The 22,263-nt window shown below is 41.8% G+C and carries 21 protein-coding genes; 15 read left to right on the top strand and 6 right to left on the bottom strand.

Annotated features, from left to right (window positions below; translation table 11 throughout):
- Window positions 1-19: 19 nt before the first annotated feature.
- The 12 genes from HMPREF0106_RS01475 (at window position 20) to HMPREF0106_RS01530 (ending at window position 11,891) form a co-directional block, all read left to right on the top strand.
- The gene (locus tag HMPREF0106_RS01475) at window positions 20-661 is read left to right on the top strand and encodes an NADH:ubiquinone reductase (Na(+)-transporting) subunit D (protein ID WP_004300389.1); all 642 of its coding nucleotides are present in this window, start codon (window positions 20-22) and stop codon (window positions 659-661) included.
- Window positions 662-771: 110 nt separating this feature from the next.
- Window positions 772-1,398: an NADH:ubiquinone reductase (Na(+)-transporting) subunit E gene (gene nqrE / locus HMPREF0106_RS01480; protein WP_004315904.1), complete on the top strand. Its 627-nt coding sequence runs from the start codon at window positions 772-774 to the stop codon at window positions 1,396-1,398.
- 18 nt (window positions 1,399-1,416) lie between these two features.
- Window positions 1,417-2,691, top strand: a complete 1,275-nt coding sequence (gene nqrF / locus HMPREF0106_RS01485; RefSeq protein WP_008022130.1) for an NADH:ubiquinone reductase (Na(+)-transporting) subunit F — start codon at window positions 1,417-1,419, stop codon at window positions 2,689-2,691.
- Window positions 2,692-2,942: 251 nt separating this feature from the next.
- On the top strand, window positions 2,943-3,122 hold the full coding sequence (locus HMPREF0106_RS01490) for a hypothetical protein (RefSeq protein WP_004306317.1): 180 nt from the start codon (window positions 2,943-2,945) through the stop codon (window positions 3,120-3,122).
- Window positions 3,123-3,168: 46 nt separating this feature from the next.
- Window positions 3,169-4,503 carry a DEAD/DEAH box helicase gene (locus tag HMPREF0106_RS01495; RefSeq protein WP_008643837.1) on the top strand — a complete coding sequence of 445 codons (1,335 nt, stop codon included), beginning with the start codon at window positions 3,169-3,171 and terminating at the stop codon, window positions 4,501-4,503.
- A 432-nt stretch (window positions 4,504-4,935) separates the two neighbouring features.
- Window positions 4,936-6,003, top strand: a complete 1,068-nt coding sequence (gene serC, locus HMPREF0106_RS01500; RefSeq protein ID WP_009041158.1) for a 3-phosphoserine/phosphohydroxythreonine transaminase — start codon at window positions 4,936-4,938, stop codon at window positions 6,001-6,003.
- A 107-nt stretch (window positions 6,004-6,110) separates the two neighbouring features.
- Window positions 6,111-7,031 carry an NAD(P)-dependent oxidoreductase gene (locus tag HMPREF0106_RS01505; RefSeq protein WP_008022136.1) on the top strand — a complete coding sequence of 307 codons (921 nt, stop codon included), beginning with the start codon at window positions 6,111-6,113 and terminating at the stop codon, window positions 7,029-7,031.
- An 88-nt stretch (window positions 7,032-7,119) separates the two neighbouring features.
- Entirely contained in the window at window positions 7,120-8,367 is a 1,248-nt protein-coding gene (locus HMPREF0106_RS01510; RefSeq protein ID WP_009041157.1) for a DUF1015 domain-containing protein, read from the top strand.
- Between the two features lie 283 nt (window positions 8,368-8,650).
- Entirely contained in the window at window positions 8,651-9,268 is a 618-nt protein-coding gene (locus HMPREF0106_RS01515; protein WP_009041156.1) for an IMPACT family protein, read from the top strand.
- A 21-nt stretch (window positions 9,269-9,289) separates the two neighbouring features.
- The gene (locus HMPREF0106_RS01520; protein WP_178286160.1) at window positions 9,290-10,093 is read left to right on the top strand and encodes a C39 family peptidase; all 804 of its coding nucleotides are present in this window, start codon (window positions 9,290-9,292) and stop codon (window positions 10,091-10,093) included.
- 81 nt (window positions 10,094-10,174) lie between these two features.
- Window positions 10,175-11,260, top strand: a complete 1,086-nt coding sequence (locus HMPREF0106_RS01525) for an HpaII family restriction endonuclease (RefSeq protein WP_009041154.1) — start codon at window positions 10,175-10,177, stop codon at window positions 11,258-11,260.
- Window positions 11,261-11,321: 61 nt separating this feature from the next.
- The gene (locus HMPREF0106_RS01530; RefSeq protein ID WP_009041153.1) at window positions 11,322-11,891 is read left to right on the top strand and encodes a nitroreductase family protein; all 570 of its coding nucleotides are present in this window, start codon (window positions 11,322-11,324) and stop codon (window positions 11,889-11,891) included.
- A gap of 213 nt (window positions 11,892-12,104) precedes the next feature.
- Here the strand turns inward: HMPREF0106_RS01530 and gcvP are convergent, their stop codons facing one another.
- From gcvP to HMPREF0106_RS01560, 6 genes are all read right to left on the bottom strand, one after another.
- Entirely contained in the window at window positions 12,105-14,954 is a 2,850-nt protein-coding gene (gcvP, locus tag HMPREF0106_RS01535) for an aminomethyl-transferring glycine dehydrogenase (protein ID WP_008022143.1), read from the bottom strand.
- Between the two features lie 161 nt (window positions 14,955-15,115).
- The gene (locus HMPREF0106_RS01540; RefSeq protein WP_004311627.1) at window positions 15,116-15,754 is read right to left on the bottom strand and encodes an MBL fold metallo-hydrolase; all 639 of its coding nucleotides are present in this window, start codon (window positions 15,752-15,754) and stop codon (window positions 15,116-15,118) included.
- Between the two features lie 43 nt (window positions 15,755-15,797).
- On the bottom strand, window positions 15,798-16,418 hold the full coding sequence (gene rsmG, locus HMPREF0106_RS01545; protein WP_008022144.1) for a 16S rRNA (guanine(527)-N(7))-methyltransferase RsmG: 621 nt from the start codon (window positions 16,416-16,418) through the stop codon (window positions 15,798-15,800).
- 113 nt (window positions 16,419-16,531) lie between these two features.
- Window positions 16,532-17,383, bottom strand: coding sequence for an RsiV family protein (locus tag HMPREF0106_RS01550; protein ID WP_008022145.1), 852 nt, complete (start codon window positions 17,381-17,383; stop codon window positions 16,532-16,534).
- A 144-nt stretch (window positions 17,384-17,527) separates the two neighbouring features.
- The gene (locus HMPREF0106_RS01555) at window positions 17,528-17,761 is read right to left on the bottom strand and encodes a YecH family metal-binding protein (RefSeq protein WP_009041151.1); all 234 of its coding nucleotides are present in this window, start codon (window positions 17,759-17,761) and stop codon (window positions 17,528-17,530) included.
- A gap of 72 nt (window positions 17,762-17,833) precedes the next feature.
- On the bottom strand, window positions 17,834-18,919 hold the full coding sequence (locus HMPREF0106_RS01560) for a metallophosphoesterase (RefSeq protein ID WP_009041150.1): 1,086 nt from the start codon (window positions 18,917-18,919) through the stop codon (window positions 17,834-17,836).
- A 196-nt stretch (window positions 18,920-19,115) separates the two neighbouring features.
- On the opposite strand from HMPREF0106_RS01560, the gene HMPREF0106_RS01565 reads away from it, so the two are divergent.
- The 3 genes from HMPREF0106_RS01565 (at window position 19,116) to HMPREF0106_RS01575 (ending at window position 22,254) form a co-directional block, all read left to right on the top strand.
- Complete coding sequence (locus HMPREF0106_RS01565) at window positions 19,116-19,514, top strand: hypothetical protein (RefSeq protein ID WP_009041149.1); 399 nt, start codon at window positions 19,116-19,118, stop codon at window positions 19,512-19,514.
- Between the two features lie 124 nt (window positions 19,515-19,638).
- On the top strand, window positions 19,639-21,861 hold the full coding sequence (locus HMPREF0106_RS01570; protein ID WP_009041148.1) for a TonB-dependent receptor: 2,223 nt from the start codon (window positions 19,639-19,641) through the stop codon (window positions 21,859-21,861).
- A gap of 69 nt (window positions 21,862-21,930) precedes the next feature.
- Complete coding sequence (locus tag HMPREF0106_RS01575; RefSeq protein WP_009041147.1) at window positions 21,931-22,254, top strand: heavy-metal-associated domain-containing protein; 324 nt, start codon at window positions 21,931-21,933, stop codon at window positions 22,252-22,254.
- Window positions 22,255-22,263 lie beyond the last annotated feature (9 nt).

Here is a 22,263-nt window from a genome sequence, read left to right as displayed (position 1 = left end):
AGGAGGAGAAAGATAGAATATGGGACAACTGTTTTCAAAGAAAAATAAAGAAGTATTCTCTGCTCCGCTGGGAATTGATAATCCGGTAACCGTACAGGTGCTCGGTATCTGTTCTGCACTTGCTGTTACTGCAAAGCTGGAGCCTGCCATCGTGATGGGACTTTCAGTAACGGTGATTACTGCATTTGCCAACGTTGTTATTTCACTGTTGCGTAAGACGATTCCTAACCGCATCCGCATCATCGTTCAGTTGGTTGTGGTAGCTGCTTTGGTAACTATCGTAAGTGAAATCCTGAAAGCGTTTGCTTACGACGTAAGCGTACAGCTCTCTGTTTATGTAGGTTTGATTATCACCAACTGTATCTTGATGGGACGTCTGGAAGCATTTGCCATGCAGAACGGTCCTTGGGAGTCTTTCTTGGATGGTGTAGGTAATGGTTTAGGCTATGCCAAGATTCTGATTATCGTTGCTTTCTTCCGCGAACTGTTTGGCTCGGGAACATTGCTTGGTTTCAATATCCTGAATTATGAACCGATTCAAAATATCGGATACGTAAACAACGGCTTGATGTTGATGCCGCCGATGGCATTGATTATCGTAGCATGCATTATCTGGTATCAACGTGCACGTCATAAAGAATTGCAAGAACAAAGTAATTAATTATTTCTGATTTCTGAATTATGATTTATGTCTAGCTTTATAGTCATAGTCGCATGATAAGTCTGCTGAATCATAAATTATAAATCATAAATCATAAATCAAAAAGAATTATGGAACATTTATTAAGTTTATTCGTCCGCTCTATCTTTGTGGACAACATGATATTCGCATTCTTCTTGGGTATGTGTTCATACTTGGCTGTTTCGAAGAATGTGAAGACTGCCGTAGGACTGGGTATCGCCGTGACTTTCGTGTTGCTGGTGACGCTTCCGGTCAACTACCTGTTGCAAACTAAGGTGCTGGCTGCCAATGCTATCATTGAAGGTGTCGACCTTAGCTTCTTGAGTTTTATTCTTTTCATTGCCGTAATTGCCGGTATCGTGCAATTGGTGGAGATGGTGGTAGAACGCTTCACTCCGTCACTGTACGCTTCGCTGGGTATCTTCCTGCCGTTGATTGCTGTTAACTGTGCGATCATGGGTGCCTCTCTGTTTATGCAACAACGTATCAATCTGGGTCCGAGTGATCCGAAATACATTGGTGATATTTGGGATGCCCTTTCTTATGCATTAGGCTCTGGTATCGGTTGGTTGCTGGCTATCGTAGGTCTGGCTGCTATCCGCGAGAAAATGGCTTACTCTGACGTACCTGCTCCGTTGAAGGGCTTGGGTATCACATTTATCACAGTAGGTCTGATGGCAATCGCGTTTATGTGTTTCTCTGGTTTGAACATCTAAAAAGAAAGGAATAAGACAATGGATATGAATTTAATATTAGCGAGCATTGGGGTATTCCTTGTGGTTATTCTGTTGCTTGTTGTAATCTTGTTGGTTGCCAAGAATTTCCTGGTGCCATCAGGAAACGTAAAACTGACAATCAACGGCGAAAAGGAATTGGAAGTGGCTTCCGGTTCTACTTTGTTGAATACGCTGTCTGTAAATGGGATATTCCTGTCATCTGCTTGTGGTGGTAAGGGATCTTGCGGACAGTGCAAATGTCAAGTACTCGAAGGAGGCGGCGAAATCCTGCCTTCTGAGGTTCCTCACTTCAGTCGCAAACAGCAGCAAGACCACTGGCGTTTGGGCTGTCAGGTGAAAGTGAAAGGCGATATGTCAATCAAGATTGACGAATCTGTACTTGGCGTGAAAGAGTGGGAGTGCGAAGTAATCTCCAACAAGAACGTGGCTACATTTATCAAAGAGTTCATCGTTGCTCTGCCTAAAGGCGAACACATGGACTTTATCCCGGGTTCTTACGCACAGATTAAGATTCCTAAATTCTCAATGGACTATGACAAGGACATTGATAAGAGCTTGATTGGTGACGAATATTTGCCTGCATGGGAGAAATTCGGTTTGCTGGGGCTGAAGTGTAAGAACGACGAGGAAACAATCCGTGCTTACTCTATGGCCAATTATCCTGCCGAAGGTGATCGTATCATGTTGACAGTACGTATCGCTACTCCGCCGTTCAAACCGAAAGAACAAGGTCCTGGATTTATGGACGTAATGCCGGGTATCGCTTCTTCTTATATCTTTACCCTGAAACCGGGTGACAAGGTAATAATGAGCGGTCCTTACGGAGACTTCCACCCAATCTTCGATTCTAAGAAGGAAATGATGTGGATTGGTGGTGGTGCCGGTATGGCTCCGTTGCGTGCGCAAATCATGCACTTGACCAAGACATTGCATACTACTGACCGTAAGATGTCTTACTTCTACGGTGCCCGTGCGTTGAACGAAGTGTTCTATCTGGAAGATTTCTTGCAAATCGAAAAGGACTTCCCGAATTTCACTTTCCATTTGGCTCTCGACCGTCCGGACCCTGCTGCTGATGCTGCAGGCGTGAAGTACACTCCGGGATTCGTTCACAACGTAATTTACGAAACTTACCTGAAGAATCACGAAGCTCCTGAAGATATTGAATACTACATGTGTGGTCCTGGTCCGATGTCGAAAGCTGTTGAGAAGATGCTCGACGATCTTGGCGTTCCGGCACAGAACCTGATGTTCGACAACTTCGGAGGATAATTCGCAGAAGAGAACAAACCGGTCGGAAAAATGACCGGAAAGGTTACATAAACACAGAGCGGGAAATCTGAAAAGCAGTAATGCTTCTTCGATTTCCCGCTTTTTTTTTACTATTATCTCATAATGTCTTTCCGTTATGGTTTGTATCTATTTTATGTCTGTTTTAAAGATAGTTCTCCTTTTGTATCCGTACTTATCTATTATATTCGTATATTTGGCTACACAATAGAATTATTAAAGTACAATAGGTTATGGAATATCATCGTATATCTTTTATTCACAATGATACAGAGTATTCATTTGTCAAAGCTATGAGTTCAAGTTTAACGGGATATGCCTTGGTTACAGCTTGTAGGGCAGAAGTAACCATTTACATGAAAGAGAATAATCTGAAAGGTTATTATATATTGACCGGCATGGCTAAAGTTTGATTGCATTTTTATCTCCGTACTCTTTCCTTTTTGTATCTTTGCCCCCATGTTAGAGAAAAATGAAATTATACAGTCGGCTCTCCGCAATTTGAAGATTGAGGAACTGAATCCGATGCAGGAAGCATCACTTGAACAAGCTACCGGAAGAAAAGACGTTATACTGTTGTCACCGACAGGATCGGGCAAGACGCTGGCCTATCTGTTACCTTTACTCCTTACTCTAAAACCGAACGATGACAGCGTGCAGGTTTTGATTCTCGTTCCTTCGCGTGAGCTGGCCTTACAGATAGATTCTGTATTCAAAGCAATGGGGACTTCCTGGAAAACCTGCTGTTGTTACGGTGGGCATCCTATCGCCGAAGAAAAGAAAAGTATATTGGGCAATCATCCTGCTATCATCATTGGTACTCCGGGACGTATCACCGACCATCTGTCTAAAGGAAATTTCAATCCCGAAACCATTGAAACTTTAATTATCGACGAGTTCGACAAATCGTTGGAGTTTGGTTTTCACGATGAAATGGCAGAGATTATCACCCAGCTTCCGGGATTAAAAAAACGTATGTTGCTTTCAGCTACCGATGCCGAAGAGATTCCCGAATTTACAGGATTGAACCGCACAGTTAAGTTGAACTTCCTTTCGGACGATTCTGAAGAACAAGAGTCGCGCTTGAAATTGATGAAGGTGCTTTCGCCTTCCAAAGATAAGATTGATACTTTATATAACCTGCTTTGTACATTGGGGAGCAGTTCGAGCATCGTGTTTTGTAATCATCGGGATGCGGTGGACCGTGTACATCAGTTATTGGCAGATAAAAAACTACTCGCAGAACGTTTTCATGGTGGTATGGAACAGCCGGACCGTGAACGTGCGCTTTACAAGTTCCGTAATGGCAGTTGTCATGTATTGATTTCTACCGATCTGGCAGCCCGTGGACTGGATATTCCGGAAGTCGGACATATCATCCATTATCATTTGCCGGTCAATGAAGAAGCCTTTACGCACCGCAACGGACGTACAGCGCGTTGGGATGCGACCGGAACGTCTTATCTGATTCTTCATGCCGAAGAGAAACTTCCTTCTTATATCCCGGAAGAAATGGAAACAGTGGCGTTGCCTGAAAACCCTCCCCGGCCTCCGAAATCGCTCTGGGCTACTATATATATAGGTAAAGGAAAGAAGGAGAAACTTAGTCGGATCGATATTGCCGGATTCTTATATAAAAAAGGAAATCTGACTCGCGAAGATGTCGGAGCGATTGATGTCAAAGAACATTATGCTTTCGTTGCCGTTCGCCGGGCTAAGGTGAAGCAACTCCTGAATCTGATTCAAGGAGAGAAAATAAAAGGAATGAAGACTATTATTGAGGAAGCGAAGTAAAACTCTTTTTTTTGTAATATAGAACTCTTAAAGTCCTCTTTTATTATGTACAATCGTCCCTATGTTCACTAGTCATTGAGCATAGGGATGATTACTTTATTTCCAAAGATATTTTACTTTCCACTTTATTTCCCTGTTAATCTAAGCTGAATTCACTGTTGCAGTTTATAAATATTCATTTTTATTGCATTAATCTTTTGTTTTATCATCAATATCTCCGGTTCTATTTCAATCTCGACTTTTATCCCATACTTGACATCTATAGATAACAATATGGTGTATATATCCTGTATAAACCAATAAAAAGAAAGGAAAATCTGCTTTAAAACAGTATTTTTATAAGGAAAGATTTGTGCGATGGGAATAAATTCGTAAATTCGCAAGGTCAAAAGACAAAAGTAACGAAATTGTTAAACCAAAAACAAACTTCAAATGAAAAAGCATAATTTCAATGCAGGACCTTCCATTCTTCCGCGTGAGGTGATAGAGGATACAGCGAAGGCTATTTTAGATTTCAACGGCTCTGGTCTCTCTTTGATGGAAATCAGCCACCGTGCCAAAGACTTCCAACCTGTGGTTGACGAAGCAGAGGCATTATTCAAGGAATTACTCAATATCCCCGAAGGTTATTCGGTACTGTTCCTGGGTGGAGGTGCTAGTATGGAGTTCTGCATGGTTCCTTATAACTTCCTGGAAAAAAAAGCTGCTTACCTGAACACTGGTGTGTGGGCTAAGAAAGCAATGAAAGAAGCTAAAGGGTTTGGTGAAGTTGTAGAAGTTGCTTCCTCTGCTGAAGCTACATATACTTATATCCCAAAAGATTACACAATCCCGACAGACGCAGATTATTTCCACATCACTACTAACAACACGATTTACGGTACAGAATTGAAGAAAGACCTCGATTCTCCGGTTCCAATGGTTGCCGATATGTCTTCTGATATTTTCTCACGTCCGATTGACGTTTCTAAATATATCTGTATTTATGGTGGTGCACAAAAGAATCTGGCTCCTGCAGGTGTTACATTCGTTATTGTTAAGAATGATGCATTGGGTAAGGTTTCCCGTTACATTCCAACGATGTTGAATTATCAGACTCATGTTGACAGTGGTTCTATGTTTAACACTCCTCCTGTTGTGCCTATTTATGCAGCATTGCAGACGCTTCGTTGGATTAAAGCACAGGGTGGTGTAAAAGAAATGGAACGTCGTGCCATTGAAAAAGCGGATATGTTGTATGCTGAAATCGACCGCAACAAAATGTTCGTGGGTACTGCTGCCAAAGAAGACCGTTCACGCATGAACATCTGTTTCGTGATGGCTCCCGAATACAAAGACCTTGAAGCTGACTTCTTGAAGTTTGCCACTGAAAGAGGTATGGTAGGTATCAAAGGGCATCGTTCTGTAGGTGGTTTCCGTGCATCTTGCTACAATGCTTTACCGAAAGAAAGCGTACAAGCTTTGATTGACTGCATGCAGGAATTTGAAAAACTTCATTAATATATTATTTTCACCACAGATTACACGAATTAGCACAGATTCCTAAATTCTATAATCTGTGAAAATCTGCGTAATCTGTGGTGAGTCTTTATAAATAGAATTAAATTATGAAAGTACTTGTAGCTACAGAAAAACCGTTTGCTAAAGTTGCAGTAGACGGTATCCGTAAAGAAATAGAAGCAGCTGGATTCGAGCTTGCTTTACTTGAGAAATATACAGATAAGGCTCAATTGCTGGATGCAGTGAAAGATGCTAATGCTATCATTATCCGTAGTGATATTATTGATGCAGAGGTGCTTGATGCTGCCAAAGAATTGAAAATCGTAGTACGTGCCGGTGCGGGATATGACAACGTTGACCTGGCTGCTGCCACTGCTCACAACGTATGTGTGATGAACACTCCGGGACAAAACTCTAATGCTGTTGCCGAACTTGCTTTGGGTATGATGGTATATGCTGTCCGTAACTTCTATAACGGAACTTCCGGTACAGAATTGATGGGCAAAAAACTGGGTATTCATGCTTATGGAAACGTAGGTCGTAATGTAGCCCGTGTTGCCAAAGGTTTCGGAATGGAAGTGTATGCTTACGACGCATTCTGCCCGAAAGAAGTAATCGAAAAAGATGGTGTGAAAGCACTTGATTCGGCAGAAGAACTGTATAAGACTTGTCAGGTGGTATCTCTTCATATACCGGCAACTGCCGAAACGAAAAATTCTATCAATTATGCTCTGTTGAAAGATATGCCGAAAGGTGCTATGTTGGTAAACACTGCCCGTAAGGAAGTTATCAACGAAGCAGAACTGATTAAATTGATGGAAGAGCGTGCAGACTTCAAATATATCACAGATATTATGCCTGTTGCTAACGCAGAATTTGCAGAGAAATTTGCCGGACGTTATTTCTCAACTCCAAAGAAGATGGGTGCTCAAACTGCTGAAGCAAATATCAATGCCGGTATTGCTGCCGCTCAACAAATTGTAGGCTTCCTGAAAGATGGTTGCGAGAAATTTAGAGTAAACAAATAAGATTCTTTTAGAAATAAGTAGTATATTTGAGCCACAGATTTTCAATAAGTCTGTGGCTTTAATTTTTTACATATAAAATACTAATATCATGGCAATAATTAAACCTTTCAAGGGCATTCGTCCTCCGCAAGACCTCGTAGAACAGGTTGCTTCACGTCCTTATGATGTATTGAATTCAGAAGAAGCCCGCGCAGAAGCGGAAGGTAACGAAAAGTCTCTTTATCATATTATTAAACCGGAAATAGATTTCCCTGTCGGTACGGACGAACACGACGAACAAGTGTATGCTAAAGCTGCCGAGAATTTCCAACTGTTCCAGGACAAAGGCTGGTTGGTGCAGGATAATAAGGAAAATTATTATATCTATGCCCAAACGATGAACGGGAAAACACAATACGGATTGGTAGTTGGTGCATACGTTCCCGATTATATGAATGGGATTATCAAAAAACATGAGCTTACCCGTCGTGACAAGGAAGAAGACCGTATGAAGCATGTCCGTGTGAACAACGCTAACATTGAGCCTGTTTTCTTTGCTTATCCGGATAATGAGAAGTTGGATGTTATTATCAAGAAGTATACGGCAAACAAGCCTGTTTATAACTTCATCGCTCCGGGGGATGGTTTTGGACATACTTTCTGGATTGTCGATCAAGATGAGGATATTGCTGCTATTACTGCCGAATTTGCTAAGATGCCGGCTCTTTATATTGCCGACGGACATCACCGTTCTGCCGCTGCTGCACTGGTGGGAGCAGAGAAAGCAAAGCAAAATCCGAATCATCGGGGTGATGAAGAATATAATTACTTCATGGCTGTTTGCTTCCCTGCAAACCAGCTAACCATCATCGATTATAATCGTGTAGTGAAAGATCTCAATGGTTTGACTCCCGAGCAATTCCTGGCTGCACTTGATAAAAACTTTATAGTAGAAGAGAAGGGTGTGGATATCTATAAACCATCCGGCTTACATAACTTCTCACTCTATCTGGGTGGTAAATGGTACAGTCTGACAGCCAAGATAGGTACATACAATGATAACGACCCTATTGGCGTGCTTGATGTTACCATTTCTTCCAATCTGATTTTGGATGAAGTTTTGGGCATAAAGGATTTGCGTTCGGACAAGCGTATTGATTTTGTGGGCGGCATCCGTGGATTGGGAGAACTCAAGAAACGTGTGGATAGCGGTGAAATGAAAGTGGCTCTGGCTCTTTATCCCGTATCTATGAAACAATTGATGGATATTGCAGATACAGGTAATATCATGCCACCGAAGACAACTTGGTTTGAACCTAAACTTCGTTCGGGGTTGGTAATTCATAAATTGGATTAGGAAATTCTATCGGATGATGCAAAAAAGACGTTGCTGATGTAAGCTATATCAATAAATGTAACACCCGATTAAGATAAAAAAATAGTGACGGTATATGCACGGGATAGTGACGGTATCCTTGTGGTATACCGTCACTATTTTTATTGGATAGCGTCACTATCTTGTAGATGAAAATCTGCCAACAAAGATTTTTATATTCCCAGCTACATCTCATTGGTAAGTGGAACATTAATATTTCCAAACGATAGATTGACTTTTCTTATTAAAGCCGTATCTTTGCAGCATGACTGCTGAAGATACTTATAAAACCATCATTGAACCTTCCGAAGGTATTTATACGGAAAAACGAAGCAAGTTCATTGCTATAGCCCTTCCTGTGCGTACTCTCGATGAGATAAAAATACATCTTGAAACGTATCAGAAAAAGTATTATGATGCACGACACGTATGTTATGCCTATATGTTGGGAGCTGCACGAAAGGATTTTCGTGCCAATGACAATGGAGAACCTTCCGGAACAGCGGGAAAACCCATTCTCGGACAGATAAATTCAAATGAACTGACGGATATCCTGATTATAGTAGTCCGTTATTTTGGAGGAATCAAGTTAGGGACAAGCGGATTGATCGTGGCTTACAAGGCTGCCGCTGCTGAAGCTATTGCTGCCGCTACAATTATAGAAAAGACAGTAGATGAAGACGTGACGGTAATGTTTGAATATCCTTTCATGAATGACGTGATGCGCATTGTGAAAGAGGAGGAACCGGAAATTCTCAATCAGTCGTATGACATGGATTGTAGTATGACGTTACGTATTCGTCGTTCGATGATGCCTAAATTGCGTGCTCGTTTGGAAAAGGTGGAGACAGCTCGGATTCTTGATGAGGAGAATGTATTGTAAATAAGATATTTAAAATATTGCATGAGAAATAAATATCATATAATTTTCAATTTGTTTTTAAGCTTCTTTGCTTTGATAAGCGTTCAGACGCAAGCACAAGCACAGGAGACTCAAAAGCTCGCTCCTAATAATATCCCTGTTCCGTGGTATTCGCAGAAAATCACAGGATGTCCTTACTCGCATTGCTCTCTGGCTTCTTCGTTAATGGTCTTTGACTACTTTAAAGGCATGACGACTGATACACAACGTACAGCCCAGGATGCAGAAAAGAAACTGATTGAGTATCAACGTAACTACTTTCTGAAAAAACGTGCCCCTTTCCGTCGTCGTACATCGATAGGGCAGGGAGGATATTATTCTTTTGAAATTGATTCTTTGACACGTTATTATGAAAATATGATAAGTGCCGAACATTTTCAGCAGAAAGATTACCGGATATTGAAAGATTATATTGATCGTGGTATACCTGTGCTTGTGAATGTGAGATATACAGGAGCAGTTCGTGGTTTGCGTCCCGGTCCGAGAGGGCACTGGATGGTACTTCGTGGCATTGACGATAAACATGTGTGGGTAAATGACCCCGGACGTTCGCCGGAGATGCGGAGTAAAGGAGAAAATATCTGCTATCCAATAAAGAAACAGCCGGGCAATCCTTCCTATTTTGATGGTTGCTGGACGGGACGATTTATCATAGTCACTCCTAAAGAATGGATTCGAAATTCCCTGTTTGCACAAGTAGGCAAGCTTCCTCCTTTGGAGGAGGTAACTCATATAGTACCTCCTGTTGCGTTGCCTGCAACCTTACCGCAGGTTATTAATCAGTAAGCAATTCATTGTGAAGATAGAAATTTCTTAGTGAAATTAGGATAAAAAGAACATTAGTAAAATAAAGAAGAACAAAGATATATGGCATTCGAAGCAACCAAAAAAGAATGGTGCGAACTCTATTCTTTCTTTCGTCTCCTGGCAGACGGAAAAGTAGTGCTAGGCACAGCAGACGCAAAGGCGGGAGAAACATCTTGGCCTATTGCAATGATTCAACGGGAAGAACATGATGGAACACGTCAATATTATATTGAGGAAGATGCGATTCGTATAGAAGCAGAGAGCGGAACTAAATTCATGCCTCGCGAAGACTTTGGTATTGTAGCTGATTTGATATTGCGGGCTGTGAAATCTTCTTCGGAAGATGACGTAACCTCTCCGGAAGGAGTAGAAGAGTTTTTAGATGAAGCAGCCATTTTCGATTTGGAAGCAAAAACAGAAGATCGTACTGATTTCTCCATTGCATTTTGGCATCCGGAAGCTCCGTTGAGAGGTTTTAATGTTCGTTCACGGTTGGGTGTAATGAATCCGTTACTGGGCGGAGGACGTGCTGCAAATCTAAAACTGGAACAGAGTGGAGTCAAATTTGCCTCTCCCACAGTGAATAAAATCAATGCTTTGCCTGAATCTCCCAATGAGGTTGCCGAGCGAATGATGATGATCGAACGATTGGGCGGTGTACTTAAATATTCTGATGTAGCCGACCGGGTATTCCGTAGCAATCTTCTAATGATTGACTTGCATTTTCCACGTGTCTTGACAGAAATGGTTCGTATTATGCATTTGGATGGTATCTCTCGTATTAGCGAGCTGACAGAAGTTATCAAACAAATGAATCCGTTAAAGATTAAAGATGAACTGATAAACAAGCACAAGTTTTATGAGTTTAAGATGAAGCAGTTCTTGATGGCATTAGCTTTAGGTATGCGTCCCGCAAAGATTTATAATGGATTGGATTCGGCTGTGGAAGGTATTCTGTTGGTGGGCGGAAGTGGAGAGGTGCTCTGTTATCATAAATCAGAAAAGCAAGTAATGGAAGACTTTTTGTTTCAAAATACCCGTTTGGAAAAAGGATCTTTGGAGAAGGATAAATACGGATTTTTGGAGAGAGAGAATGGAGTCTATTATTTCAAACTGAATGCAAAGATTGGGCTAGTTAAAAGGTAAATGATAAATTAGAATTCTGTGGTGAAATTTTGATTCGATATATATAAAAAACTTGTTATCCATGAAAACGAATGAAGTTTTAGAGAACATTAAAGCACGTCGTAGTGTACGGGCTTATACTAGTCAGCAAGTTTCAGAAGAAGATTTGCAGGCTATTCTGGAAGCTGCAACTTATGCACCCAGTGGAATGCATTTGGAAACATGGCACTTTACTGCTATTCAAAATGTAGATAAATTGACAGAACTGAATGAGCGCATTAAAGGAGCTTTTGCAAAAAGCGATGATTCCCGTTTGCAAGAGCGTGGGCATAGCAAGACCTATTGTTGTTATTATCATGCTCCGACTTTGGTGATTGTATCCAATGAACCTACACAATGGTGGGCTGGTATGGATTGTGCTTGTGCAATAGAAAATATGTTTCTGGCTGCCCATTCTTTAGGAATCGGCTCTTGCTGGATCAACCAGTTGGGCACAACGTGTGATGATCCTGAAGTTCGTGAATATATTACCTCTTTAGGTGTTCCTGCCAATCATAAAGTCTATGGTTGCGTAGCTTTGGGGTATGCTGATTCGAAGAGTCCGATGAAAGAGAAAAAGGTGAAGGCTGATACGGTAACGATTGTCAAGTAGAAAAAATATTCAGAATTGTAGTTGGATTTACATTCCATATCACAAAATATGAGCCTTGGGGATAATTGATGCATCTCTAGGGCTTTTGTTTATTCAGTCTTGGGCTGATAAAAATAATCCCAGGGCTCACATTCATTGAGCCCCGGGATTATTTCTTATTGAGATGCTTCTAAAAATCTTTTCTAATGAATTGATTTCTATAATAAATCACCTTTATTCAAAAGTGCCATAACGAGTTGGTAGTAACTTACGGTCTCCCAATGTGTTATCTACACGAGCTACATTGACCCAGAATTTGTTATCACGTACACTTTCTATCGGATAAGCCGCTTTTTCGCGTGTGTACGAATGTTCCCAACGATCACTAACAATCTCGTATTCCGGATGCGGAGCATTAATCAACACATTATCATCCTTATCAGCTTCGCCATTCTTCACTTCCTGAATCTCCTTCCAGATATTCAGCATGACATCTACGAAATTGTCCAGTTCTGCCAAACTCTCGCTTTCTGTCGGTTCAATCATCAATGTACCGTGAACAGGGAAGGAGAGGGTAGGAGCATGATAACCATAGTCCATCAAACGTTTGGCAATATCATTTTCCGAGATGCCTGCTTCTTCATGTACTTTCCTACACTCCAGAATCATCTCGTGTCCTACGAAACCATTGGCTCCCCGATAGACAACTCCATACGTATCTTTCAGACAAGTAGCCAGATAATTAGCATTCAGGATGGCGATCTTAGTAGCCTGCGTCAATCCCTCTGCACCCATCATGCGGATATATCCATACGTGATAGGCAAAATACCTGCACTACCGAATGGGGCAGCTGATACTTGATTCTGCGAATTGCCGAAGATTCCATGTCCGGGAAGGAAAGGAACCAGATGTTCGGCCACACAGATAGGACCTACTCCCGGACCTCCGCCACCATGAGGGGAAGCGAATGTTTTATGAAGATTCAAGTGGCAGACATCTGCACCGATGAATCCCGGATTGGTCAATCCCACTTGGGCATTCATATTGGCTCCATCCATATATACTTGTGCGCCACAGGCATGAATGATGTCGCAAATTTCCTTTATTTCTGTTTCGAAGATACCATGTGTAGAAGGATAAGTAATCATCAGCGCTGCCAATTCATCCTTATTTTCTTCAGCCTTGGCACGCAGGTCATCCATTTCTACATTTCCTTGTTCGTCGCATGCACAGGTGACAGTCACAAATCCGGCCTGTATAGCTGACGCAGGATTTGTTCCGTGAGCTGAAGCCGGAATCAGGACTTTGTTCCGATGTCCCTGACCGATACTTTCGAGATAAGCACGGATTACACGAAGTCCTGCATATTCTCCCGCAGCACCCGAATTGGGTTGCAGGCTCACCCCTGCAAATCCGGTGATAACTTTCAGATCTTCACTTAAATTCTTAATTAATTCCCGATATCCTTCTGCCTGATCTTCCGGAACCAGCGGGTGCATACCCATAAATTCGGGACGACTTAAAGGTAACATTTCCGCAGCTGCATTCAGCTTCATGGTGCATGAACCGAGAGAAATCATCGATTGTGCAAGCGAAATATCTTTGCGATCCAAACGTTTGATATAACGCATCATCTCTGTTTCCGTGTGATATTTGCTGAATACTTCGTGCGTCAGGAAAGGAGTTGTCCGTTTCAAAGCCTTGTCGATATTGCTTTTTTCCGGAATATCGTCTACTTTCTGATAATCTTTTCCGGCAGCGATGGCAAAGATAGAGAGCAATACATTGGCGGCTGCCACATCTGTTGTTTCATCAATACTGAAACCGACATCACCATTTTCATAATAACGCAGATTTACTTCTTTACTAAGCGCTATGGTACGGATTTGTTGTGCCGAAACGTGTTCGGGCAACTCAAAACGTAAGGTATCAAAATATTGAACGTTGACTTGTGTGTATCCACATTTCTTCAGTTGCTTTTCAAGAAATACAGTGATACTGTGAATGCGCGACGCAATTGTAGTGATACCCTCCTGACCGTGGTAAACAGCGTAAAAGCCTGCCATGGTAGCTAATAATGCTTGTGCGGTACAAATGTTTGAAGTAGCTTTTTCCCGTTTGATATGCTGTTCACGTGTCTGCAAAGCCATCCGGTAGCAAGGTTTGCCATATTTATCTTTAGACCATCCGATGATTCGTCCCGGCATATTCCGTTTGTATTCGTCTCTGGTAGCAAAGAAAGCAGCCGACGGACCACCATAGAACATTGGAGTACCCAAACGTTGTGTAGTTCCGAATACAATATCTGCTCCCCATTCTCCCGGAGGAGTCAGCAGGGCAAGACTCAAAATATCGGCGGCGACAGCTACCTTGCAATCTGCGGCATGAGCTTTTTCTGTAAATTCGGAATAATCCTCTGCGTTTCCATTCGAGTTTGGATATTGTAGAACGCAGGCAAACACTTCCGGTGAAGGTTCAAAATCCTTATATTTACCTACACGCAGTTCGATGCCTTGCGGCACAGCGCGTGTAGTCATAACAGCCAATGTTTGTGGGAAGATATTCTCGTCTACAAAGACTACGTTCGCATTGGCTTTCTGTTGCGCACGGGAACGGATGGCATACATCATGCTCACGGCTTCGGCAGCGGCAGTTGCTTCGTCCAGAAGTGAACAGTTGGCAAGTGGCATGGCAGTAAGGTCGCACACGGCTGTCTGAAAATTCATCAACGCTTCCAGGCGTCCTTGCGACACTTCTGTCTGATAAGGAGTGTAAGAAGTGTACCATACCGGGTTTTCGAATACATTCCGCTGGATAACAGCCGGGGTAATCGTGTTGTACCATCCCAAACCGATATACGTAGTATATAGTTTATTTTTATTTGCCAGTTCGGCGATATGTTTTCCAAATTCGTATTCCGTCAGCGGACTAGTCAATGCCAGCGGCTCTTTCAGCCGTATATTGGCGGGAATTGTTTTATCAATCAGTTCGTCCAGTGAGTTCACGCCAATTTTGTGTAGCATCAGGGCTGTGTCTTGTTCATTGATGCCGATGTGACGGCTAGCTAACAAATCGGTTTTCATGTCTTAATGATTTATGATTAATGATTTCTGAATTATGAATTCTGATTTATGCTTTCTTATGTTTTCCCGATTTATAAACCTCAATCAGCCGCAACACCTACTTCATCCGCACGGCAAATCATAAATCATAAATCAGAATTCATAACTCATTAAATCTTCTCTTATCTAAAAAATGGGTTTTCAGCTTTCTCCATTCCGATCGTCGTAGGAGCACCGTGTCCGGGGTAAACGACAGTTTCGTTGGGGAGGACAAACAGACGGCTGCAAATGTGCTCTATCAGTTCATCGAAGTTGCCTCCTGTGAGATCGGCACGGCCGATGCTGCCCTGAAATAGGACGTCGCCGGAGAACATGCAGTTGTCTTCCTTGCAATAGTACACCAAGCTACCGGGTGAATGTCCGGGCACATGTATCGCTTCTAGTTTGGTATGTCCGAAAGTGATAATATCTCCGTCATGCAGGTATTTGCCCAGTGGTACAGGTTCTTCCTGCAACTGAAAACCAAACATTCTGCTTTGTTTCGGTGCTTCGTCAATCCAGTACTCGTCCGCTTTGTTTGCTTCTGCCGATAATCCGAATTCTTTCAGCATGAACGGATTTCCGAAGATATGATCCAGGTGCAAATGAGTATTCAGCAGATGCTTTACATTCAGCTCATTGGTAAGAATGAACTTTTTCAGAGCCTGCTTTTCCTCTTCATAAAAACAGCCGGGATCGATTACGACTGCTTCTTTAGTGTCGTCCCATAATACGTAACAGTTTACGGGAAACATATTAAATTCAAATCTCTTTATTTTCATGGTTTCTTTATGATTTATCATCTATCAGAACATATAGTCTTGTTTAAATCGGAACATATACCACTTTCTTAGTTTGAAAGAACTCTTCTTCGAAATTATCGCTCAAGTTATAAATGACCGTTTTATGCTTGAACGGCATCGTTTCATGTTCCAGCTCGCCACCTTTGAGGCAGATCAGTCCGTTGGGTAATGCATTCTGTTGTTTTGAAGAGATATTCTTTTTGATAATCTTAATCAAATCCGCCAAAGGCATTACGGCACGGCTGACAACAAAGTCGAACGTTCGTTTCTCCTCTTCTGCGCGGGCATGACGGAATGTTACATTTTTCAGTCCGATAGCGTTTGCCACTTCGGTTGCTACCCGTACTTTTTTGCCGATACTGTCCACGAGGTGAAATGTTACTTCGGGAAATAAGATGGCTAAAGGAATACCGGGGAAACCTCCTCCTGTACCCAGGTCCATAATGCTGGTTCCGGGGCGAAATTGGATTGTTTTGGCAATGCCTAACGAATGGAGCACGTGATGCTCATATAAATTCTCGATGTCCTTGCGGGAGATTACGTTGATTTTAGAATTCCAGTCAATGTAGAGGTCGTATAGAGCTGCAAACTGTTTGCGCTGCTCTTCCGTCAGATCAGGAAAATATTTCAGTATGATTTCCACTGTTTGAGTTTTGAGTTATAAGTTTTGAATGATAGATGTGGATGAATATCCTATTCTGTCACACGGGAGTGATAACAATAGGATATTCATTGGTGTTCAGCTTTTTATGAAATTTAATTTTTCAGTTCTCCCAGAATTGGGTTACTGCCTAGTAAATGCTCCATCATAGAAAATGGAATTGTTACCTTTACAGGTCCCATAGAATAAGGAGTGATATCGTATACATTATAATAGAAGGTGATTCCTTCTTTGCTTAGATAGAAATTTTCTGTCGGAGCGATGTCCCCGGTGGAAGCATATCCCATGTCTTCCAATGCTTCGTGAGTGTTCACTTTGTTGTCCGCCATGAGCTGGTTCCAGATCAGGTCGGTCAATGCGTCTTTGTAGTCTCCGACAAAAATATCATCAAGACGGAGCGGGCGCATCAGGGTGAGGTCCATGTTCAGGAAAGTAGCCATGTAAATGCCATGTGCACCTCCGGTATATTCGTTGTAGTCGATACGATATACAAGCAGGTCTTTATCATACAGTTGTACGTGGCTCTCTATACCTTTATAATAAGAATACCAAGCTCCGATGGAAGATTTGTCTTCTTTGTCTTTCTCGTCCTCAGTATACATCGGTTCGAGGTCGCGGCGGTATTCGCTGATATAGTTCTCGGTATATTGCTTTACAACTTCTTCCGGCTTTTCGCCGATGTATTTATCACCGAAGCAGGCCGAAATGAAATAAGAATTCAAACTGTCTTTCAGCATATCATCCGATGATTTTACCGGATAAGCAAAATTTATAATGATATTGCAGGCCGGTTTGGCTGTATCACTGAAGAGGTGTGCTGTCTCATTCACTTGAATGCTATCAAACTGTAACGCACCTGTGTTTTTGTTCATCTTGTCATGACAAGAAAACAAAAAGCCGCTTACCGAAAGTATAATTGCAAGCAGACTGACATATTGTTTTTTCATACCCGTTTTTTCTATAAATTCAACATTTGTTTTATCATTCACTATTGACAAATATAGATGAAATTCGTGAATCGGGCTAATAAAAACAGAAAAATTTGCAGCTATTTATCCTCTAAAACAGGATTGCCGGATACCATCCACACGTCAATGCTTGCAAACTTTAGTGATATCCACGGTGAATCCATCTTCAGCAGGCATAAATTTCCCTTTCATTTTCAGAAATTTGATGAGGGTATCTACGTCCATGTTTTCTGCCGAGCAAGCATAAAAACGTTGCTGTGAGCCAAACTTCTTAATGATTGCTTCCCGCAATGATGATTCCGAGTAGCTATTTCCTTCCATCATGTGGAGGACTTCATGAGCATGTAATTGTTCCATAATCTTTTTTCTGCAAAGATAGGGCAGAGATTGCTTGGAAACTGTAACATATGTGACAAAACTGCATAATATTCATTGAAAATTGAAAATAACCATTTCACTATGCGTTCCTATTCTGAAGGGTGGTCCCCAAAGAGACAATCCGGAAGATACATACACGTGACTGTTTCCCCATTGGCGATAACCGTGGCTTTGCTCGAAGATATAATCGGTCACCCAATTAATAGGCCATATTTGTCCGTGGTGTGTATGCCCACTGAATTGCAGGTCGATGCCGGCAGCTTCCGTTTTTTCCAAATCAAAAGGTTGATGATCCAATAAAATGATAGGTTTGCTTTTATCGATATTCACCATTAACTCTTGCAGGGAATGACGCTTGCGGTTATGACGGTCATCACGTCCTATCAGTTGTATGCCGTTGGGAAGTGTAACTACTGAATCGCGCAATAATTGTATTTGAGTGCTTTTAATATATCGGATACTTTCATCGATACCGCTAATGTATTCGTGATTGCCGAGAACCATATAGATACCCATAGGAGCTTTCAAGTTAGCTAATTCTTCCGCCATATTCTCTGTATAAAGAGGTACGACGCTATTATCAATCAAGTCACCACTAATCAGTATCAGGTCGGGATGCTGCGCATTTATCATTTCCACATATTTTTTTAATGCGGCTTTCCCTGTGCCATTTCCCAAGTGAACATCGTTGATTGCGACGATTTTAATTGCTTGGGGAGTATCTTCATATCGTTTATTGGTTAAAATGCTGACTACATTGGTTTCCGGGTGATGATAGTTATATACCCCACATCCCAGCAATCCCAACGTGAACACTAAAGACAGATAGAACCTATATTTGTAGACAACTTTGAATAATTTCAAGATATCAAACAAAAGCAAGAATAATGCCATGTATAGAGTAAATATCAACCAACTTGTTCCAATGGTGTACATTGAATGGGAGATAAAGACAGGCATCTCAAGGTTACGAGTTAGCATCGTGCCGAAAAAGGATAAAGCACATATCCAGAATAAAACGGTCAGGAATATTTTTACTCCGAGAGATTTAACTTTCAGAGCTTGCTTTGCTCTGATAAATATGTAGGCATTACCTGCCAGATAAAGAGTGATAATGATGAGTAAATATGTAAGCATAGCGTTTACTTAAAAATCAGAGAATTTATTGGGGCAAAGATAGGTTTTATTGTTGAGTAAAAAGAGTTAATAGTGCTGATATGACTCTAAAATAGCCAAATAAAGGAAAGAGAATGTGTCTGTATCGGATTGATTGAATCTTAATTACGAAAAATTATAGGAAAATCTGTTTTTATTCTTATCTTTGTCCTCTGAAATGAAAAAACTAGCCTACATAACAGCACTTATCCTTTCTCTCCTGATTATCTATTCAGGAGGCGGAGTCTCTATTGTGCGTTATTGCTGTGCCCGTTGTGAGACAGTGCAGAGTTGCTGTGATTCAGGCTGTCCGAAGTGTAAAAAGTCTCATACTTGCGATTCAAAGAAAAACTGCAAAGAAAAAGGTTGTACGGTTACGATTTATAAGCTCGACCTGATGAAACACTCTACGGAACTGACCGTATCAGTTTTGGCAGTCGATCTTTTATGTGAGCATTTCTGCTATCTGCTGACTCCGACCTATGCGGATAAACCGGTAGAATTTGATAGTCTGACCTCTCCGCCACCTCTCTGCTCGAGGCAGAAGCTGGCGTTATATTCCACCTACATTATTTAGCCACTATTTCTTTCTTATTTAATCCTTTGCTTTCAATAGAACATGAAAGTAAAGCAGCACTGAATGCAACTAAGTTGCATGAGAAATGAATTAATTTTGTATCTCGAAAGTAACTTTAGAAAGAATGAAATATATGATAATAGGACTGTTCCTGTTATTTGCCGGCAATATATATGCGCAAGTACGGGGAACAGTGAAAGATAGTACCGGGGAGGCTATTCCGGGTGCCAATGTGTTCTGGATGAATACAGGACAAGGAGTGACAACCAAAGAGGATGGTAGTTTTTCTATCACTAAACCTTCCAAAAGCCACATGCTGATTGTCAGTTTTATCGGTTTTCAGAACGACACGATTCATGTGAGCAGTAAAAATCAACAACTGGATATTGTGCTTCGTGATGGAGTGGAACTGAATGAAGTAAATATTGTCACTCGTAAACTGGGAACGATGAAATTGCGCAGTAGCGTGATGAACGAAGACATGATAAGCAGTGCCGAATTGAGTAGAGCCGCTTGTTGTAATCTGGGTGAAAGTTTTGTGACGAACCCTTCAGTAGATGTGAGTTATTCCGATGCGGCAACAGGAGCCAAACAAATTAAATTGTTGGGGCTGTCCGGCACTTATGTGCAGATGTTGACGGAAAACATTCCGAATTATCGGGGAGCCGCCGCTCCTTATGGATTGGGATATGTCCCCGGTCCGTGGATGCAGAGCATACAGGTCTCCAAAGGAACATCTTCGGTGAAGAATGGTTATGAAGCCATCACAGGACAGATAAACGTAGAATTTAAGAAACCACAGTTGCCGGAAGCCGATTGGGTTTCTGCCAATCTTTTTGCAAGCACTACCAACAGGTATGAAGCCAATGCGGACGCTACATTGAAACTTTCCAAACGGTGGAGCACTTCCCTGCTGGCACATTACGAAAATGAGACCAAGGCGCATGATGGCAACGATGACGGATTTGTGGATATTCCGCAGGTAGAACAATATAATGTGTGGAATCGGTGGGCATATATGGGCGACCATTATGTTTTCCAGGCAGGTATCAAAGCCCTTTCTGAAACACGTACCAGCGGACAGGCCAATCACGGAGGGACAATGCACTCCGGTGATCTGTATAAAGTAGGGATTGATACGGAACGCTATGAATTCTTCACCAAGAACGCCTATATCTTTAATAAGGAGAAGAATACGAACCTGGCTTTGATTCTTTCCACCACTTTACACAATCAGGATGCTACGTATGGACGCAAACTGTATAATGTGGATCAAACCAACGTCTATGCTTCGCTGATGTTTGAAACGGAATTTAATCCGCAAAATAGTTTCTCCGCTGGATTGAGCTTCAATTATGACGCTTATGACCAACATTACCGTTTGGAAAATACAACGGACAATCCTCTCAAAGCCTTTGAAAAGGAAGCTGTTCCCGGTGCTTACGTGCAATATACGTTGAACCTGAATGATAAATGGATGGTAATGGCCGGTCTGCGTGGTGATTACAGTAACGAACATGGTTTCTTCGTGACTCCGCGTGCGCATCTTAAGTACAATCCGAATGATTATGTGAATTTCCGTCTTTCTGCCGGAAAAGGGTATCGTACCAATCATGTGTTGGCGGAAAACAACTACCTGCTTTCCAGCAGTCGTAAGGTGGAAATAGCAAAGAACCTGGATATGGAAGAAGCGTGGAATTACGGTGCCAGCGTCTCTACTTATATCCCTATATTCGGCAAAACGCTGAATGTGAATGCAGAATACTATTATACGGATTTCCTGAAACAAGTGATCGTAGATATGGATAGCAACCCCCATGAAGTAGCTTTCTACAATTTGGATGGACGCTCTTATTCGCATGTGTTCCAAGTGGAAGCAAGTTATCCTTTCTTCAAAGGATTCACCCTGACAGGTGCTTACCGGCTCACAGATGCAAAAACGACCTACAAAGGTGAACGAATGGAGAAACCGCTGACTAGCAAATATAAAGGACTACTCACGGCTTCTTACCAAACTCCGCTGGGAATATGGCAGTTTGACGCCACACTGCAACTGAATGGCGGCGGCAGGATGCCTACTCCTTATGAACTGGGAGACGGACAGTTGTCCTGGGAACGTCGTTATGGCAGTTTTGAACAGTTGAGTTTACAGGTGACCCGTTACTTCCGCCGCTGGTCTATCTACATAGGAGGCGAGAACCTGACAAACTTCAAACAAAAGAATCCGATTATCGATGCGGCAAATCCCTGGGGGAACAACTTTGATTCTACCATGATTTGGGGACCGGTGCACGGAGCAAAAGGATATATCGGAATACGTTTTAACTTAGCTAGAAATAGTGAGTAAAAGCAGGAAATAGCGAATGAAAGAAACGATCGCATAATAAAGAATATTAATTTTAAACTGATAAGAAAAATGAGAACAAAAAGATGGATGGCCACTTGCGTGGTGGCTCTTTTGAGTGTAACAGCTGTATTGGCAAAAGATATTCGTGTTGTTGTATTTAAAGTGTCGCAGATGCACTGTGAGAAATGCGAAAAGAAAGTAAAGGACAATATGCGTTTTGAGAAAGGGTTGAAGGATATTTCGACCGAAGTAAAAACGAAAATGGTAACCATTACGTATGACGCTGAAAAAACGAATGTAAAGAAGTTGCAGGCAGGGTTTAATAAGTTCAGTTATGAAGCCGAATTTGTAAAAGAAACAAAGAAAGACAATCAGAAGGCTGATAAGAAGTAATTGAACAAA

The organism is Bacteroides sp. D22 (assembly GCF_000163675.1).
GTDB lineage: Bacteria > Bacteroidota > Bacteroidia > Bacteroidales > Bacteroidaceae > Bacteroides > Bacteroides xylanisolvens.
This window is presented reverse-complemented; position numbering and strand designations above follow the sequence as displayed.

What these genes read in the sequence shown, in the direction of transcription:
- HMPREF0106_RS01475 (WP_004300389.1), top strand. Translation starts at nt 20, where the DNA reads ATGGGACAACTGTTTTCAAAGAAAAATAAAGAAGTATTCTCTGCTCCG.
- nqrE (WP_004315904.1), top strand. Translation starts at nt 772, where the DNA reads ATGGAACATTTATTAAGTTTATTCGTCCGCTCTATCTTTGTGGACAAC.
- nqrF (WP_008022130.1), top strand. Translation starts at nt 1,417, where the DNA reads ATGGATATGAATTTAATATTAGCGAGCATTGGGGTATTCCTTGTGGTT.
- HMPREF0106_RS01490 (WP_004306317.1), top strand. Translation starts at nt 2,943, where the DNA reads ATGGAATATCATCGTATATCTTTTATTCACAATGATACAGAGTATTCA.
- HMPREF0106_RS01495 (WP_008643837.1), top strand. Translation starts at nt 3,169, where the DNA reads ATGTTAGAGAAAAATGAAATTATACAGTCGGCTCTCCGCAATTTGAAG.
- serC (WP_009041158.1), top strand. Translation starts at nt 4,936, where the DNA reads ATGAAAAAGCATAATTTCAATGCAGGACCTTCCATTCTTCCGCGTGAG.
- HMPREF0106_RS01505 (WP_008022136.1), top strand. Translation starts at nt 6,111, where the DNA reads ATGAAAGTACTTGTAGCTACAGAAAAACCGTTTGCTAAAGTTGCAGTA.
- HMPREF0106_RS01510 (WP_009041157.1), top strand. Translation starts at nt 7,120, where the DNA reads ATGGCAATAATTAAACCTTTCAAGGGCATTCGTCCTCCGCAAGACCTC.
- HMPREF0106_RS01515 (WP_009041156.1), top strand. Translation starts at nt 8,651, where the DNA reads ATGACTGCTGAAGATACTTATAAAACCATCATTGAACCTTCCGAAGGT.
- HMPREF0106_RS01520 (WP_178286160.1), top strand. Translation starts at nt 9,290, where the DNA reads ATGAGAAATAAATATCATATAATTTTCAATTTGTTTTTAAGCTTCTTT.
- HMPREF0106_RS01525 (WP_009041154.1), top strand. Translation starts at nt 10,175, where the DNA reads ATGGCATTCGAAGCAACCAAAAAAGAATGGTGCGAACTCTATTCTTTC.
- HMPREF0106_RS01530 (WP_009041153.1), top strand. Translation starts at nt 11,322, where the DNA reads ATGAAAACGAATGAAGTTTTAGAGAACATTAAAGCACGTCGTAGTGTA.
- gcvP (WP_008022143.1), bottom strand. Translation starts at nt 14,954, where the DNA reads ATGAAAACCGATTTGTTAGCTAGCCGTCACATCGGCATCAATGAACAA.
- HMPREF0106_RS01540 (WP_004311627.1), bottom strand. Translation starts at nt 15,754, where the DNA reads ATGAAAATAAAGAGATTTGAATTTAATATGTTTCCCGTAAACTGTTAC.
- HMPREF0106_RS01550 (WP_008022145.1), bottom strand. Translation starts at nt 17,383, where the DNA reads ATGAAAAAACAATATGTCAGTCTGCTTGCAATTATACTTTCGGTAAGC.
- HMPREF0106_RS01555 (WP_009041151.1), bottom strand. Translation starts at nt 17,761, where the DNA reads ATGGAACAATTACATGCTCATGAAGTCCTCCACATGATGGAAGGAAAT.
- HMPREF0106_RS01560 (WP_009041150.1), bottom strand. Translation starts at nt 18,919, where the DNA reads ATGCTTACATATTTACTCATCATTATCACTCTTTATCTGGCAGGTAAT.
- HMPREF0106_RS01565 (WP_009041149.1), top strand. Translation starts at nt 19,116, where the DNA reads ATGAAAAAACTAGCCTACATAACAGCACTTATCCTTTCTCTCCTGATT.
- HMPREF0106_RS01570 (WP_009041148.1), top strand. Translation starts at nt 19,639, where the DNA reads ATGAAATATATGATAATAGGACTGTTCCTGTTATTTGCCGGCAATATA.
- HMPREF0106_RS01575 (WP_009041147.1), top strand. Translation starts at nt 21,931, where the DNA reads ATGAGAACAAAAAGATGGATGGCCACTTGCGTGGTGGCTCTTTTGAGT.